Source organism: Paucidesulfovibrio longus DSM 6739 (assembly GCF_000420485.1).
Taxonomy (GTDB): domain Bacteria; phylum Desulfobacterota; class Desulfovibrionia; order Desulfovibrionales; family Desulfovibrionaceae; genus Paucidesulfovibrio; species Paucidesulfovibrio longus.
The window spans coordinates 1-14,614 of sequence record NZ_ATVA01000015.1; the positions used below are offsets into that span (position 1 = coordinate 1).

General features: G+C 60.8%; 16 protein-coding genes and 1 tRNA gene. 10 read left to right on the forward strand and 7 right to left on the reverse strand.

The features are described from left to right. The first annotated feature begins 14 nt into the window (after positions 1–14). From G452_RS21955 to G452_RS19195, 10 genes are all read left to right on the forward strand, one after another. Positions 15–176, forward strand: a complete 162-nt coding sequence (locus G452_RS21955) for an integrase core domain-containing protein (protein WP_081650419.1) — start codon at positions 15–17, stop codon at positions 174–176. Positions 177–451: 275 nt separating this feature from the next. Beyond that, on the forward strand, positions 452–1,066 hold the full coding sequence (gene rdgC / locus G452_RS0111050) for a recombination-associated protein RdgC (RefSeq protein WP_022662323.1): 615 nt from the start codon (positions 452–454) through the stop codon (positions 1,064–1,066). 9 nt (positions 1,067–1,075) lie between these two features. Next, positions 1,076–1,603: an SH2 domain-containing protein gene (locus G452_RS0111055; RefSeq protein ID WP_022662324.1), complete on the forward strand. Its 528-nt coding sequence runs from the start codon at positions 1,076–1,078 to the stop codon at positions 1,601–1,603. A gap of 2 nt (positions 1,604–1,605) precedes the next feature. Then, positions 1,606–2,169 (forward strand): GDSL-type esterase/lipase family protein, encoded by a 564-nt coding sequence (locus G452_RS0111060; protein WP_022662325.1) that lies wholly within the window; start codon positions 1,606–1,608, stop codon positions 2,167–2,169. Between the two features lie 94 nt (positions 2,170–2,263). After that, the gene (locus G452_RS0111065) at positions 2,264–2,893 is read left to right on the forward strand and encodes a hypothetical protein (RefSeq protein ID WP_022662326.1); all 630 of its coding nucleotides are present in this window, start codon (positions 2,264–2,266) and stop codon (positions 2,891–2,893) included. A 40-nt stretch (positions 2,894–2,933) separates the two neighbouring features. Continuing rightward, entirely contained in the window at positions 2,934–4,628 is a 1,695-nt protein-coding gene (locus tag G452_RS0111070; protein WP_022662327.1) for a YcaO-like family protein, read from the forward strand. Between the two features lie 276 nt (positions 4,629–4,904). Then, a tRNA-Leu gene (locus tag G452_RS0111075) sits at positions 4,905–4,992 on the forward strand. 16 nt (positions 4,993–5,008) lie between these two features. Further along, on the forward strand, positions 5,009–5,683 hold the full coding sequence (locus G452_RS21500) for a hypothetical protein (protein WP_155887680.1): 675 nt from the start codon (positions 5,009–5,011) through the stop codon (positions 5,681–5,683). 423 nt (positions 5,684–6,106) lie between these two features. Further along, positions 6,107–6,544 carry a DsrE/DsrF/DrsH-like family protein gene (locus G452_RS0111080; RefSeq protein ID WP_022662328.1) on the forward strand — a complete coding sequence of 146 codons (438 nt, stop codon included), beginning with the start codon at positions 6,107–6,109 and terminating at the stop codon, positions 6,542–6,544. Positions 6,545–6,663: 119 nt separating this feature from the next. Continuing rightward, on the forward strand, positions 6,664–7,188 hold the full coding sequence (locus tag G452_RS19195) for an OmpA family protein (protein ID WP_022662329.1): 525 nt from the start codon (positions 6,664–6,666) through the stop codon (positions 7,186–7,188). A gap of 129 nt (positions 7,189–7,317) precedes the next feature. Here G452_RS19195 and G452_RS0111090 read toward each other — a convergent pair whose 3' ends face one another. Genes G452_RS0111090 through G452_RS0111120 form a run of 7 tightly spaced genes read right to left on the reverse strand, consistent with a single transcriptional unit; the run spans position 7,318 to position 14,554 of the window. Further along, positions 7,318–7,746 carry a response regulator gene (locus G452_RS0111090; protein ID WP_022662330.1) on the reverse strand — a complete coding sequence of 143 codons (429 nt, stop codon included), beginning with the start codon at positions 7,744–7,746 and terminating at the stop codon, positions 7,318–7,320. Positions 7,747–7,778: 32 nt separating this feature from the next. Beyond that, positions 7,779–8,456, reverse strand: a complete 678-nt coding sequence (locus G452_RS20655) for a sensor histidine kinase (RefSeq protein WP_155887681.1) — start codon at positions 8,454–8,456, stop codon at positions 7,779–7,781. Between the two features lie 29 nt (positions 8,457–8,485). Beyond that, a complete protein-coding gene (locus G452_RS0111100; RefSeq protein WP_022662332.1) occupies positions 8,486–8,836 on the reverse strand; it encodes a response regulator transcription factor in 351 nt (116 codons plus the stop codon). 4 nt (positions 8,837–8,840) lie between these two features. Continuing rightward, on the reverse strand, positions 8,841–10,559 hold the full coding sequence (locus G452_RS0111105; RefSeq protein ID WP_040368652.1) for a sensor histidine kinase: 1,719 nt from the start codon (positions 10,557–10,559) through the stop codon (positions 8,841–8,843). Between the two features lie 25 nt (positions 10,560–10,584). Further along, positions 10,585–11,805, reverse strand: a complete 1,221-nt coding sequence (locus G452_RS0111110; RefSeq protein WP_022662334.1) for a response regulator — start codon at positions 11,803–11,805, stop codon at positions 10,585–10,587. A 24-nt stretch (positions 11,806–11,829) separates the two neighbouring features. Next, positions 11,830–13,956, reverse strand: coding sequence for a SulP family inorganic anion transporter (locus G452_RS0111115; RefSeq protein ID WP_022662335.1), 2,127 nt, complete (start codon positions 13,954–13,956; stop codon positions 11,830–11,832). Positions 13,957–13,963: 7 nt separating this feature from the next. Continuing rightward, positions 13,964–14,554, reverse strand: a complete 591-nt coding sequence (locus tag G452_RS0111120; RefSeq protein ID WP_022662336.1) for a TetR/AcrR family transcriptional regulator — start codon at positions 14,552–14,554, stop codon at positions 13,964–13,966. Between the last annotated feature and the right edge of the window lie 60 nt (positions 14,555–14,614).

Sequence of the window (14,614 nt, forward strand, 5' to 3'; positions counted from 1 at the left end):
GGCTGTGGTGGACGGTGAAATACGAAGATGTTTACCCCAAGGCGTATTCCGATGGGATCGAGCTATATCATGGCCTGACACGGTATTTTCACTACTACAATGAGGAACGCAGACATTCGTCGTTGGACAAGAGGACTCCAGCGGATGTATACAGGGGCAGTTTCAATGTTCATTGACTTGGCTCGTATCCGTTGTTCCGCTCCGCCCTCGGCCCTTCGGGCCGCCCCTACGGGGACGGGCTACGCTCCACAACGGATACGGCAAATCGCCTCCTCGGAGGCTCGAACTCGGACGCCGGGCTCCACCTTAAAATGACCGCTCAGTGGTCCAAAGGATGGGGGAAGGCGCATTACGATGCTCCGAATCGAAACGCAAGACCACCAGAGCCCTTTACAGGACCACGTTTTGAATCTACCCATACCGGACCATCCCGAAACAAGGAGGAAACGTTTTGGGCATCCTTTCGGCAAGCACGGGCCTGACCCGTTACCGCATCATGGACGACGTCACCAACGAGCTGCTGCGCGACGTTCCGGCACGGCTCAAGCAATATCGCTTCGTGGACATAGACGACTCCGCCGAGGAACGCTCCTTCGGCTGGACCAACATCGACGACATGCTCGACGTGGACTGGCGCCAGTCGCCCCCGGAGAAAGCGAGCTACATCGCGTTCACCCTGCGCCTGGAAACCCGCCGCGTCCAGCCCGCCGTCTTCAAGAAGCATTTCCAGATCGCCCTGAAGAAGGATCTGGCCCAGGCCAAGGAACAGGGCAAGACCTTCGTTTCGCGCGCGCGAAAGCAGGAGATCAAGGAGCAGGTCATGCTCCGGCTGCGGGCACGCTCCCTGCCCATTCCCGCCGTCTTCGACGTGGTCTGGAACACCCAGAACCACCACCTCTATCTGGACACGACCAACGCCAAGGCGCGGGCCTTGTTCGAGGACCACTTCTTCGCCACCTTCGAGCTGCGCCTGGAGCCGCTGACGCCCTTTTTCCTGGCCATGGACCAGCTCGGCGAAGACGCGGCCAAAGCGCTCGAAGACCTCGAACCTTCCATCTTTATTTAAGGATTCGCCATGGACCTGCAACTCGTTGAACGCGAGAACCGCATCATCGGCCAGGAATTCCTGACCTGGCTTTGGTTTTATTCGGAAACCACCGGAGGAAACTTCACCACCTCCGGCGGGAAAGGCTTCGGCATCACCGTGGAACAGCGCATCTCCGTGCAAGGCGGCGAGGGCGAAAACCTGGCCACGGCCACGGTCAGCAGTCCCCTCGGCGAGCTGACCGAGGCTTTCAGCGGTCTGCGCATCGGCAAGAAGGTCAACAAGGCCCAATTGCGCCTGGAAAGCGACGGCGAAACCTGGATGGTCACGATCAAGGCCGAGGATTTCTGCCTCAGCGGACTGAAAACTCCCAAAATCGAAACCAGCCACGGCAAGGACGACGAAGATCCCGACGGTGCGTTCCTGGAAAAGATTTTTCTCATCGAAAATTGCCTGGAAATGCTCGATGCGGCCTTTGCTCGCTTTTTGTCCATCCGGCTCAGCAAGGACTGGCCCGATGAAATCAAGGGACTTTCCGGCTGGGTCGCAGGAAGATAACCATGAGCGGCTCATTCTGCATCGCCTGCTTCGGCGACAGCCTGACCGAGGGATTCGGCCTGCGCGCCAGCCAGGCCCTGCCCAGCGTGCTCGAAAGCCTGCTCCGGGATCGCGGGTTTGATGTCCGCTGCCACAACTTCGGCGTTTCCGGAGACACCGCGGGCGATGGCCTCCAGCGGCTCAAAAAGGTGCTCCAGGCCAAACCCGATCTCTGCATCGTGGCTTTCGGGGCCAACGACTTCTTCCTCGGCCTGGAACCCGGCCAGACCGATGACGACCTTGCGGCCATTCTGGAAGGACTCGCCGCCTGCAAGATTCCGGCGCTGCTGGCCGGGGTGCGCTGCCTGGCCGAGTTCGGCGAAGAATACAAGCGCGAGTTCGACATGATCTTTCCGCACCTGGCGGAACGCTTCGGCGTGGCGCTCCTGCCCGACCTCCTTTCGCTCTACCTGCGCGACCCCATGAAGGTGCTCATCGACCAGATCCATCCCAACGAGCAAGGCGTGCGCAGTATGGCCGAAGCGCTGGCCCCCCTGGTCGAGGCGGAGTTGGCGAAACGAAGGTGAGGCCGGGGGTGGCGGTTGCGCCGGGCGGATATTGACCCAGCATCCAGAAATAGCTACCCAAACGAAACAGTCGTCAGCCCGAGGAGGGGAATCCGTGTCCAGAGCGGACCGTTTTTTCATCTTCTTCTGCACCAGTCCCCTGCTCAAGGCCGCAAGCTGCTTTCCGCTCCTCGGCGCGGCCTGGCTCACGGGTTCCTGGTTCGGGCTGCTTCTGCTTCTGCTCGTCCCGCTGGCGGACTGCCATGGTGCGCGACTCATCCGCGGCATCTACCACCCTTCGCTGAAAGAAGACCTCCAGGAAAGCCTGACCGCCGCCTGCCAGAGCGCCTGCGCCATCCATCCGGGCGAACACCACTACGTCTTCCCGGAGACTTCCGGCACTGTCGGGCATTGGCTGCTGCACGGACTGCCGGACAGCATGAAGCTGACCGTGCTCGCGCCCAAGCGGGATTACGCGGTCATGGCCAAACGCGAAGGCCGCATCTTTCCCCCGCGCCAATTTCTGCCGCCGGAGTTCGACACCAGCGATCTCGGCTGCGTGGAAATATACTACCGGGACATCGAGATGGTGGAACTGGAAAACGGAACCATGCGCCTGCACACCCAGGGCGGCAGAGAACACGAATTTCCGGCCAAGGACGGCCCGGCTTCCGAGGCCGCGCTCTACCTGCGCCAGCGCCTGCGGGACTACAAGACCCGTTCCGGCGACGCCTTTTCCGCATGAACCCCGCGAACAGCCGCGCGCAAGCCTGTGAGGATTTCAGATGCTTTATGAGTTGAAACTGATGGACACCGTGGCCGGAGTGGGCTGCTTTTCCGCCATGCCCGGACCGAACCTGAGCCTGAACCAGGTGCTCGACCACCTGCGCGCCGCGCCCTTCGACGACTTCATGCACCACTTCGCCCTCCAGCAGCTCGGCAAGCTGCGCACGCGCAAGGTCGAGCAGTACATCGAAGCGGCCTGCGCGGCTCCGGACAAGGATCCCGCGCTGGCGGCGCTGCTCTATGAAGCCTGCCTGTCCCATTTCCGCTTCGCGCACCTGCGCGAGCGCATGGACGGCCTGGACCTGGCCATGCTGGCCCGCAACTCGCCCAGCGTGACCATCCGCTCGCACCTGCTCAAGGATCAGAAACTGCACCGGGAGTGGGCCAAGCGCTTCGCGGCGGAGAGCATGGACCATACGCCCCTGCCGAAACCGGATCAGGCCGGAATGCCCCTGCCCTACTCCGAAGAGGAACTGCGCCCCGCCCGGAAAAGCGTCGGTGCATCGGAGGTGCGCGCCGCCCTCGTGGACCGGCTTCCACCGGCCAAGGCGCGCAAGCCCGCCTTGGAAACGGCGCTCGACGCCCTGGAAAAGCTGGACAGGGCCGGAGCGTTCGCCACGCCGGAGATGCAGCACAAGGCCTGCCTGAGCCCCTTTGCCCGGCTCCGGCACTGGATGTTCAAGCTCAGCGTCCGCAACGGCCGCAACGAATACACCTTCAACGGCATGCAGACGAGCTACGGCAGAGGTTTCGACGCGGATTCCACGCGCGCATCCTACTCCATGGAGGTCGCCGAGCGCTTTTCCTCCTACGCATCCATCGGCCGCAAGAGCATCGGCGGCATCAGCGGCCCCGCCGACCTCTTCCAGGGCACCCTGGACCAGGCCCGCGCCGCAGGGCACGCCCTGGACCTCACGGCCCTGCGCACGGAAGTGCCCTACCAGGGGCAAAGCCTCTGCTGGATGCCGGGCGAATGCGCCACGCCCCAGGGGCCGACAGCGACCCGCATCCCCGTGCAGCTGGTCTATCTTTTCTGCAACCTCGACGAGCAGAATCTCTTCAGCGCGCTCGGCTCCACGGGCCTGGCTTCCGGCAACACCGTGAGCGAGGCGCGCGTCGCCGCCCTCTGCGAGGTCGTCGAGAGGGACGCGGACGCGGTCCAGCCCCTGGACATGCGCGACTGCTTCCGCATCGAGACGGACGACCCCAAGGTTCGCAAGCATCTCGACGCGCTGGCGGAATGCGGCATCCACGTCTGGTTCCAGGACATGACGTCGGAATTGGGCGTGCCCTGCTACAAATCCATCGTCCTCGGCATCCGGGGCGACGTGAACCAGGGCATGGGCTGCGGCCTGGACGGCAAACGGGCGCTGCTTTCGGCGCTGACGGAAACGCCTTACCCCTTCCCCGGCCCGGCCACGAGCCCCGCGCCGGATGGCCTGCCCCTGCGCAGGCTGGAAGACCTGCCCGACCTTTCCACGGGCAGCGCCGACGGCGACCTGATGGTGCTGGAACAAACGCTGCTGGCCAACGGCTACACCCCGCACTACGCCGACCTGACGCGCAAAGACCTGGACATCCCGGTCTGCCGGGCCGTTGTGCCGGGCCTGGAAATCGTCAGCGACTTCGACAGGTTCACGCGACTCAGCCCGCGCCTGTTCCGCAACTACCTGCGGCTCTTCGACAAGCCCTAGCCCCAAGGGGCAAACGGATTGACGCGGCCCGCACGGGCCGCTACACAGACTCACCCGTGCCCGGGTGGCGGAACTGGTAGACGCAAGGGACTTAAAACAATTTATGTCTACTATCCGCTAGCGCAATATATTCGCAGCACACAGGGGGTATCTATCTAAAATGTAGATACTCCCTAATTTGACAAATAATTACGACAGCGTAAGCATTGACTTCAGATTCATCAATGTTGCAGAATTGTTGCCGCAACAAGAAGATTTCTGTCGATATTTGATAGGGCCGGAGTGGTGGAACGGCAGACACAGGGGGCTTAAAACCCCTAGACCAGTAATGGTCGTGCGGGTTCAAATCCCGCCTCCGGTACCAAACAAAAATAAGAGCTATGTCTAACAACACGTGGGTTGCTGCTCCTGTCTGGAAAGATTGGCGAATATTAATGAGAACACTTTATTGTTCTCGCATTGCCTTCGATGCTGAAATCAGCAAGTGGAAAGCTCCTTCCGTCGAGTACGACGGCAAAACGCTCATACGTTTTTCTGATGGTCTATCCAATTACGAAACAGAACTAGATGAGCATATAGCGACCCTTTCTGATGGGGCATTTTTTTATTCCATGATTCTTTTGAGAGCGGTATCTCTACTTGAAAGTCATTCAAAACTCGTTTTGTACATAATTAACAATGGTAAATGGGATTTGTTTGAAAGGAATATTTCTGAACACGAGCATGAAGAGATTGATCAACTCAGGCTAGAAAATGGGATTGCAGTGTGGGGGACACAATTATTAGCTTCTGTCGGGCAATCATGGGATAAGGTCTACAAAAATCAAGCAGGCCTTGAAGAAGTTGTCCACATTAGAAATGCCATCGCGCATGGGTACAATACGTTTACTCCTAACCTATACAAAAAAATTACGAACGTAGCCCCAAGCTTCCCATTCAATGAAAATGATCATATTCAAATCACACATGATTTATTAAGAGAGTATACTGGCAGGATTAAATCACTACTCCGAATATTATGTGACGGAGTTTACCACACTAACAAATCACTTTAGAAAACATCTACGCTCTCAAAGTAGCCTTTTCCAGGCAAGAGACATTCATAGATATTGATATATCACAACTGCACATGTTGCAGTATTTGTTGCGGAAACCACAGACATTGCGCAACACACAAAATGCAAACCCATTGTAATTAAAGACAATATTTCACCCTCAACAGACTTAAAATCCCTCGGTGCTTGCACTGTACGGGTTCAATTCCCGTCCCGGGTACCAACCCTTCGAGCCTGTCCGGCTTGCCGGAATAGAAAAGCGGCCTTGACCTGCACGCGCGTGCATGGATCAAGGCCGCTTTCGTGTCCAATGCGCTTCGCAACGTTATTCCGCGTCCTCATCCCTTGAACAAACCGGAGCCGGGATGTAGGAAATAGGATCAGAGTTCCGCTTTGTCGGCAAAACAACCTGCGAGGTGCAAAATGGAAAAGGAAAAGGCCGGATTCGTCTGCGTCAAGGACACCCTCGACGGCGCGTACCCTTCCCTGGTGCTGGGCATCAACGCCGCCCGCATGGGCATGGAAAGCAAGATTTTCTATTCCTTCATGGGCCTGAACCTCGTCATTGAAGGCGGATTCGACCGCGCCAAGTATTTCCCCGAAGGCGCCATGGGCATCATTCCCGGCATGGCCAGCCTCGCGACCGGCATGATGAAGCGCAAGATCGAGAAGGCGAACATCCCCAGCCTGGCGGAATTGCAGGAAATGGCCCAGATCGAAGGGGTGGAGCTCATCGCCTGCAAAATGACCATCGACATGATGGAACTGGACGAAAGCAGGCTCATCCCGGACGTCAAGGTCTGGACCGCGGAGGACTTCATGCGCTTCGCCAAAGAGTGCAAGGTCTGCCTGTTCACCTGAGCAGGCGCTGTTGCCCACGAACGACGCGAAGGCGAACGGCAGGCGTCCGGGGCACGCCCCCCTCATTGCCGTTTCCCGTTGACCGGAGTACAAGGCCGGAAACCTCAACGGAGCGTACCATGCCGAGCCCGCGCCCCTTCAGAAGCTGCACCGATCCCGTATCCCGATTCGCGCTGCTTGTTTTTCTCGCAGCCGCCCTGCTCTTCTCCGCCTGCGCCATGCCCCTGGTCAGCGCAGTGAAAAAACTCGACGGCCAGGCCGAGCGCATTCGCGCGGAACTCTTCAACAAGGGCTCCGTCAACCTGGATATCCGCTTCGCCAGCGGCAAGGCCGAGATTCTTCCGATCTCCATTCCCCTGCTCAACGACGCGGCCAAAGCGCTCCAGGACATCGACAAGGACGACTACCTGCTCCAGATCATCGGCCACACGGACACGAGCGGCCCGTCGAGCTACAACGAGCAGCTCTCCCTGGAGCGTGCCCGGGCCGTGCTCGCCTATCTCCGCGACCAGAAGGACGTACCCTGGTGGTTCATGGTGCCGGTCGGCAGGGGCGAGTCCGAACCGCGCGTCAGCCCCGAGACCTCGGCAGCGGACCGCGCCGCCAACCGTCGCGTCGAATTGCGTTTGGTCCGCAAGGACTGACCCCACATAAAAAAAAAGGGACCGCGCGAAACGCGGCCCCTGATCCTGCGATTCGTGCGCGGCAGACGCACAAAACCCAACAGGAAGGACACCCTCTTGAGCGGAGCGGAAAACCCGCTCCGGGAGCTGCTACCAGCCCTTCGTATTCATGATTTCCTTGATCTTCTCTTCGGTCATCTTCTCCACGAGCACGATCTTGCGGGCCTGGGCCTTCTTGATCTTCTCGGTGAGGGCATTGATGTCCGCGGGCTTCTCCATGAAGTCCATGGCGCCGAGCTTCATGGCTTCCACGCCCTTTTCCAGCGTGGCGTGCCCCGTGAGCAGGATCACCTGCATCTCCGGGTGCTTCTCGCGAATGAACTTGAGCAGTTCAATGCCGTTCATGTCCGGCATCTGGAGATCGAGCACGATGGCGTCGTAGGAGTCCTCATCCACGGCCTTGAGCGCCGAAGCGGGGTTGTCGGCGGTGGACACGTTCATTCCGCGCATGGACATGCGCTCGGACAGATTTTCCAGGAACTCGGTTTCGTCGTCGACGAGCAGTACCTTTTCAGACATGGCAAATCTCCTTGATGAAGAAATGATGGTTGCTATATATGACCGTTCGCGTCGGGGAGCGCCCTGGGCAGGCGCACGACCACGATTCCGGCCTCGTCTCCCGGCTCCACGCTTGCGGCGAGGCGTCGGGTCAGGCGTTCAAGGCTATCCGGCAGCACAGCGGGCAGGCTCGCTCCCGTCAGCGTCACTTGCGCCCCGTCCGCCGGGGCTTCGGAAACCGGAGCGGCGCGCAGCGTGAACGTGGCCCCGCTCTCCGCGCCTTCCAGCGCCAGCATCAGGACGCCGTGCAAGAGCCTGCCAAGAGAATACGGGTCGGTGCGGATCGTTGCTGAACGGCTCTCGCCCAGTTCGAGCTGCACGCTCTTGGCTGCCGCTGCGCGGCGGGAGAGCTTGACGATCAGTTCCATTCCCGAGGCAAGATCCACGTCGCGTACGTCCTCGTCCACGCTGTGGGCAAAGGCGTTCATGTTCTTGACGATCTCGTCGCCGCGACGAATCTGTCCCAGAATGCTCTGCGCCACGCTCTGCAGCCGCTCCGGGTCGAGCGGGCGGCCCTTGGCCGCCAGCAGGCAAAGATCGTCGAGGAGCCCGGCCCCCTCATGGATCACGGCGAAAACGTTCTTGATCTCGTGGGAAACCGATGCGCTGACGCGGCCGAAGAACTTCAGTTCCTCGCGGTCCGCGTTGTCGTGTTGCATGTTCGGGGACACGGTGCGCTCCTTTGCCGCCGCCGGCGGCACTATTCAGCGGCCTCGCGGATCTTGGACACGAGATCCTCGATCCGGACCGGCTTGATCAGATAGGACTCCGCCTCTGCGGACCCCAGCTTGAAATCCTCTTCGGAGCCGTGCCCCGAAAGAAAGATAAACTTCATGGCGGCATCCAGCTCGGAAAGACGGCGACGAAGCTCCAGGCCGCCGATGCGGGGCATCTTCATGTCCAGTACGGCCACGTCGTAATGCTTGGCAACGGCCATCTTCATGGCCTGCTCCCCGGTTTCCGCCCAGTCCGCCTCCATGCCGCGCATGGCAAGGCGCTCGGCCATGGCAGAAACCAATTCCGCCTCGTCGTCTACCAGCAATATCCTCATGATCTCAAGCCCCCTTGATCTGCGCACGCAACGGCAGGGTGATGGTGAATGTCGTGCCTTTGCCCACCTCGCTCTCCACGGACATCTCGCCGCCGAGTTCCTGAACGAGTCCGTAGGTTATGGACAGGCCGAGCCCTGTGCCGCCGCGCTTCTTCTTCGTCGAGAAGAAGGGTTCGAAAATTCTCTTGCGGTCTGCCTCCGGAATGCCGCAGCCATTGTCGGACACGGCGAATAGCAGGGCGTCCTTGCCCTGGCGCCGCGCGGCGATGGAGAGTTTCCCGCCGTCGCTCATGGCCTGGAAGGCGTTGTTGACCAGATTCAGGAAAATCTGCTGCAACTTGCCCCGGTCCGACTCGAACTCCGGCAGATCGTCCGCGATGTCCAGCCCGATGGCGATGCTCCGATATTCGGCTTCCTTGTGCAGAAAGCTGAGCACCTCCTCGGTCAGGTCGCGGAAGCGGATCTTCTCGATCTGCACGTCGATGTGCCGCGCGAAGCCCAAAAGCCGCTTGGTGATCGCGCCGCAACGCTCAACGGACTTGATGATCGAATCGATGGTGGCGATGAGCCGTTCGTCGTGCTGGTATTCCTTCTTGTACGTGAAGAGGTCGCGGACCAGTCCGGCCTTTTCGTTGATGATCGCAAGCGGGTTGTTGATCTCGTGGGCCACTCCCGCCGCGAGTCGTCCTATGGAGGCCATGCGGTTGGTGTGCTCCATATGGTGCAGGGTCCGGGCGCGCGTCTGGTCCGCGATGTAGATCTTGCCGACCATGTAGGTGGCCACGCCCACGATGACCAGCATGATCAGGACGATGCTGACCACGAGCATCCAAAGCAGCTCGATGCGTATGGTCTGCCAGGGCTTCATCAGCTCCGCCGTGGGCTTCACGAGCAGCAGGATGAACGGCGTGTCCGTGATGTAGGCGTAGCCCACGATGAATTCCCGATCCGACTGGTCGCGGGTGATCAGGACATGCGTGGTGTCGGAATATTCGGGGATTTGCAGCGTGGTGCGCGAAAGCACCGGACCGTTCCAGCGGGAGGGAGTCTGCAGCACGCCGTCGGCGTCCACCAGAAACGCGTCCCCTCCGCCGGAAAGGTCCAGTCCGCCGAGGATGTTGTTGAACTGCTCCGTGTCCAAGGTGGCCCGGAGCACGTACTGTTCGCCGTCCACAAGACACCTGATGGCCACGATCAGGTGCGGCACGTCGCGATAGCCCAGGAAAACGCCGCTGGTGAAGGCCCCCTTCTCCAGGGTCCGCCGGAGCCAAGGCTGATTGCTGTAGTCTCTGCCCTGGAGCTGGTACGGTCCCACGTAGGCCACCTGCTTTCCGTGACCGTCGATGAGCCCCAGGTCCACGAACCCGCTGAAGCTGCCCATGAGCGCGTCCAGCACGCGCGCGAGCCGTTGCTGGTCCCGCAGGCCGCCCACATCCTCCTGGAGCACGATGTATTCCAGGGCGTTTTTGCGCTCATCCAGGAAGTAGCTCACGGCGCGGCGCGTGTTGGAGGTGGTCCTGGCCGCGCGCAGCAGGTTTTCGGACTCCAGGGAGGAGCGGGTCACGTTGTAGTCGATGAGCGTCATGACGATGAGCGGCACCAGCGCCACCACCGCGAGCAGGCCGATGGCCAGCCGCCAGATGCGGTGGTAGTTGAACAGGCTCTTGTATGGCCCGGCGTCGGGATCGGTGTCCCAGAATTCCGGAATGAGCCGGCGCAGCATCGTCAGGATCTTCACGACGGATACCTCAGCCTTCGTTGCGGCGGATTTTGTCGTTGGCGGCCTTGAGCGTCTCGCTGAGCACATCGATGTCCACGGGCTTGTGCAGATAGGCGAACGCCCCCAGGTCCATGCAGACCTTGCGGTCCTGCTCCGAGCCGTGGCCGGTGAGGATGATGACCTCGATCTGCGGCCTGGTCTCCTTGACGCGGCGCAGCACCTCGATGCCGTCGATGCCGGGCATCTTCAGGTCGAGAATCATGACTTCGGGTTCGTCGTCCTTGACCAGATCCAGCGCGGCTTCGCCGTCGTAGACCACTGCGGAGCCCATGTCGCGGAGCATGAGCCTCTCCGACAAAGTTTGCACGAATTCGCGCTCGTCGTCCACGAGAAGCACCTTGGAGGGCACCTCGAAGTCCACTTTGCGGTAGATGTCGGCCTGGTGAAAGCCCTTGCCGACACGGGACTCCACATTGCGAACCCCTTCCACGGCGCCGACGATCTCCTTGAGTTCGCGCTCCAGCCGCTCGAGCATGAGCACGTTCTTGTTGATGGTCAGGACGATCTTTCCGTGGTTGGCGGCGACCTCCACGTTGTGCCCCTCGCTGGCGAGCACGGTTTCCACCTTGGCCGCCAGCAGGAAGTCCTCCACGGCATCGCGCGAGGAGTGCGTGACCTTCACGGCCTCGTTGGCGGCCTGCTCGACGATGAGGTCGGCGGTTTCCTGGATGCCGGTCTTGGGCACGGGCACGACCATGTCGTAGATCGAAGGATCCCAGGGATCCTTGACTCCCTTGAGGGTCTTGACCCAGGCGGCGCGGTCCTCGTCGTCCTTGCGGATCAGCTTGTGCGCGTGCTTCTCGGCGAAGCCCTCCTCCTTTTCAGCCAGGGCCAGACGGTGCTTGATCTCGGCGATCAGGCAGACGCGCAGCAGGTGGCTGATGCTGCCGGGAGGCAGCTGGGAAGCGTAGCCGGAAAAGAGCAGCTTGTCGGAATCCAGAAGCTTCTGCGCCATGGCCAGCCGCAGCCAGGCCACGGAACGCTCCTTTTCATGGCTGAACTTGTTGAAGACCGATGTTCCGGCCTGGAAGGCGCGGGCGATCTTCTCCTCGGCCATGCCCGAAAGCCGGGCGGCGTCGGCCACGATTTCCTGATCGGTGACGAGCCTATAGCCGGTGGCGTCCAGTACCCGCTTGACCACAACGCCCGCTTCGCAAAACAGGCCGTTGAATACGGTGATTACGGACATGTATCTTCTCCCTTTTTGGTCCCGCTAGGCGAGACGGCAGAAAGTGGTCAGGGGGCAGGCATCCTCCCGCCCTTCCTTGTGCGCGTGCTCATGGGTGGCGCAAAGCGCGCTCTCCATGTTGGCGAAGACGTTCTCCTCGCCGATCTTCTCCAGCATGTGCGTGCGACGAAGCACGTCCATGACGGCCTCGTTTACGCCGGAAAGGCAGATGCCCAGGCCGTTGCTGCGCACGCGGTCGACGATCAGCGAAAGCGCCTCCTCGCCGGAGGCGTCCATATCATTGATGCCGTTGGCCACGATGATGATCTGCTTCAACTCGGGCATGCTCATCATGCGGTCGGTGATCTGGTCTTCCAGGAAGCTCGCGTTGGCGAAGAACAGCGGTCCGTCGAAACGGACCACGGCGATGTGCTCGCATTCCTTGAGGCCGTGCACGCTCGCGGCGCGCAGCGACTTGTCCGCCGAACGGGAGAGCGAGACGACGCGGGGACGCATGCTCTTGTAGAGAAACACGCCGAGGGAAAGGACCACGCCGACCATGATGCCCTTGTCCAGGTGCGGCGCGAAGGCCAGCGTGCAGACGAAAGTCAGGATGGAGATGGCGCCGTCGTACCACTGGGCCTTCCAGGCGTGAATGAAGCCGGAGGCGTTGATCAGGCCGATGACGGCCATCATGATGACCGCGGCCAGGACCGCCTGGGGCAGATGGTAGAGCAGCGGCGTGAAGAAGAGCAGCGCGATGACCACGGTCAGGGAGGTGAACACGCTGGACATGCCGGTGAGCGCCCCCGCCTGGAGGTTGACCGCCGAACGGGAGAAGGAGCCCGATGCCGGGTAGCTCTTGCCGCACGCGCCGATCATGTTGGCCAGCCCCTGGCCGATCAGCTCCTGGTTCGGGTCCAGGCGCTGGCCGGTCTTGGCGGCCATGGCCTTGGCGATGGAAATGGCCTCCATGAAGCCCAGGAGCGAGATGATCGCGGCAAAGGGCAGGAGGTGCAACATGACCTTCATGTCGATCTTGGGGACGGAAATGGTCGGGATGCCCGAAGGAACGGTGCCGACGACGGCGCCGCCGCCCATCATCTTCAAGGCGTTCGGGTCCAGGGCCTTGTTGCCGACCTTGATCCGCCACGTGCGGCCGTCCGAGGTCATGCCGGCGGGCACTTGATCCTGGGGATAAAACTCCAAACCGCCGTCGGCCGTCTCCACTCCGGCGAGCAGCAGCCCGCGAAGCTGCGCGCGGCTCATCGCGGCCTGCTCCTTGAGCCGGGCGATGCGCACGCCGAGCACGTCGAGGTCGTGCCTCTCATCCAAAAGCGCGACCGGATCGCCGGTTTCCTTGGCGGCCTCGAGGCGCTTGGTCAGCTGGGTCCGCTGCGCGGCCAGATCGTCCATGCCCTGTATGGCGGCGTTGAAGGAAACCACGGCGTCGTGCGCAAGGGGCAGCTTGACGGATTCCAGCGAGGCACTGGTGTCGTGGTTGAAGCCCAGGCCCCAGGACAGGCCCGTGGTGATCACGACGGCGACGAGCACGTTGGGAATCCGAGGATTGACGCGTTTGAGTCCGGCCATGATCCCGAACGCGAGCGCGCCCATGGCCAGCGTGGGCCAGTGGGTGTACTGCAACGCGCTCTGAACGACCCGGATGATCGTCTCGTAATGGTGCGAGGCGCTGTCCACATAGACCCCGAACATCTTGGAGAGCTGCGACGAGGCGATGATGATGGCCGCGGCGTTGGTGAAGCCGTTGACCACCGGGTGGGAAAGGAAGTTGACCACCAGGCCGAGACGCAGGACGCCCAGCGAGAACTGGAACGCGCCGACCATGAGCGCCAGAAGGATGGCGTAGGCGATGTACCCTTCGCTGCCCGCCGTGGCCAGCGGCTCCAGGGAGGCCGCCGTCATCAGCGAGACCACGGCCACGGGGCCTGTGGCCAGCTGCCGGCTGGAGCCGAACAGGGCCGCGATCAGCGGCGGCAGGAAGGAGGCGTACAAACCATAGTAGGCGGGCATTCCCGCCAGCTGGGCATACGCCATGGATTGCGGAATGAGCACGAGAGCCACCGTCAGCCCCGCAAGGGCGTCGGCCCGCAGCTTGGTGGCGTCATACCCCTTGAACCAGCCGATAAATGGGAAAAATTTTGTCAACATCCAGCCCCTACCTCACGTTAGCCTGCAACATTCTGCGGCACGACTGAAGCAACTCGTTGAACAGCGCGCCAGCATCATACAGATTGTAGTTCTTGAACCGCACCAGGCCGTCAACCATCGTATAAATGATCAGCGCGGATTTCCGGGGATGAACCTCGGTGGAGATGGAGCCGTCCCGGCGCCCCTCGGCCACTCCCCGTTCAAAGAAATCCACAAGACAATTGTAGATCGCTTCCAGATGCTCCCGGAACTCCAGATTCGTCTCTGCGAACTTGTAGAGATCGTGGCGATGCAGAAGCAAAAAGTGGTCTTCCATCAACCCTGCGAGATAAAGAAAAAAGGACACCGTCTCTTCCACCATGGCCATGCCGGATTCAAAGCCGCGATCCCTGTAGAAGTCCTCGAACTGATTGACGATGGTTTCGCGGGTGCGTTCCAGGATGGTCAGCAGAAGCCCTTCCTTGCTCTTGAAATGGTAGAAGATGGTTCCTTCCGCCGCTCCGGTGAGCCGGGAAATCTCCTGCACGGACGTTCCCGCGAACCCCTTGTTCGCGAAGAGCACCGTGGCGATCTTGAGAATGGCTTCCTTTTTCTTCATGCGCTTCCTGTTTCAACCTGAACTGATTGATCACTCAGTTTTCATTTTTCTAGTCACAAC

Bases quoted from the DNA above. Each gene is read 5' to 3' on its own strand.
- G452_RS21500 (WP_155887680.1), top strand. From the start codon at position 5,009: ATGTCTAACAACACGTGGGTTGCTGCTCCTGTCTGGAAAGATTGGCGA.
- G452_RS0111105 (WP_040368652.1), bottom strand. From the start codon at position 10,559: ATGCTGCGCCGGCTCATTCCGGAATTCTGGGACACCGATCCCGACGCC.
- G452_RS0111115 (WP_022662335.1), bottom strand. From the start codon at position 13,956: ATGTTGACAAAATTTTTCCCATTTATCGGCTGGTTCAAGGGGTATGAC.
- G452_RS0111070 (WP_022662327.1), top strand. From the start codon at position 2,934: ATGCTTTATGAGTTGAAACTGATGGACACCGTGGCCGGAGTGGGCTGC.
- G452_RS0111060 (WP_022662325.1), top strand. From the start codon at position 1,606: ATGAGCGGCTCATTCTGCATCGCCTGCTTCGGCGACAGCCTGACCGAG.
- G452_RS0111055 (WP_022662324.1), top strand. From the start codon at position 1,076: ATGGACCTGCAACTCGTTGAACGCGAGAACCGCATCATCGGCCAGGAA.
- G452_RS19195 (WP_022662329.1), top strand. From the start codon at position 6,664: ATGCCGAGCCCGCGCCCCTTCAGAAGCTGCACCGATCCCGTATCCCGA.
- G452_RS0111100 (WP_022662332.1), bottom strand. From the start codon at position 8,836: ATGAGGATATTGCTGGTAGACGACGAGGCGGAATTGGTTTCTGCCATG.
- G452_RS0111120 (WP_022662336.1), bottom strand. From the start codon at position 14,554: ATGAAGAAAAAGGAAGCCATTCTCAAGATCGCCACGGTGCTCTTCGCG.
- G452_RS0111080 (WP_022662328.1), top strand. From the start codon at position 6,107: ATGGAAAAGGAAAAGGCCGGATTCGTCTGCGTCAAGGACACCCTCGAC.
- G452_RS0111110 (WP_022662334.1), bottom strand. From the start codon at position 11,805: ATGTCCGTAATCACCGTATTCAACGGCCTGTTTTGCGAAGCGGGCGTT.
- G452_RS0111090 (WP_022662330.1), bottom strand. From the start codon at position 7,746: ATGTCTGAAAAGGTACTGCTCGTCGACGACGAAACCGAGTTCCTGGAA.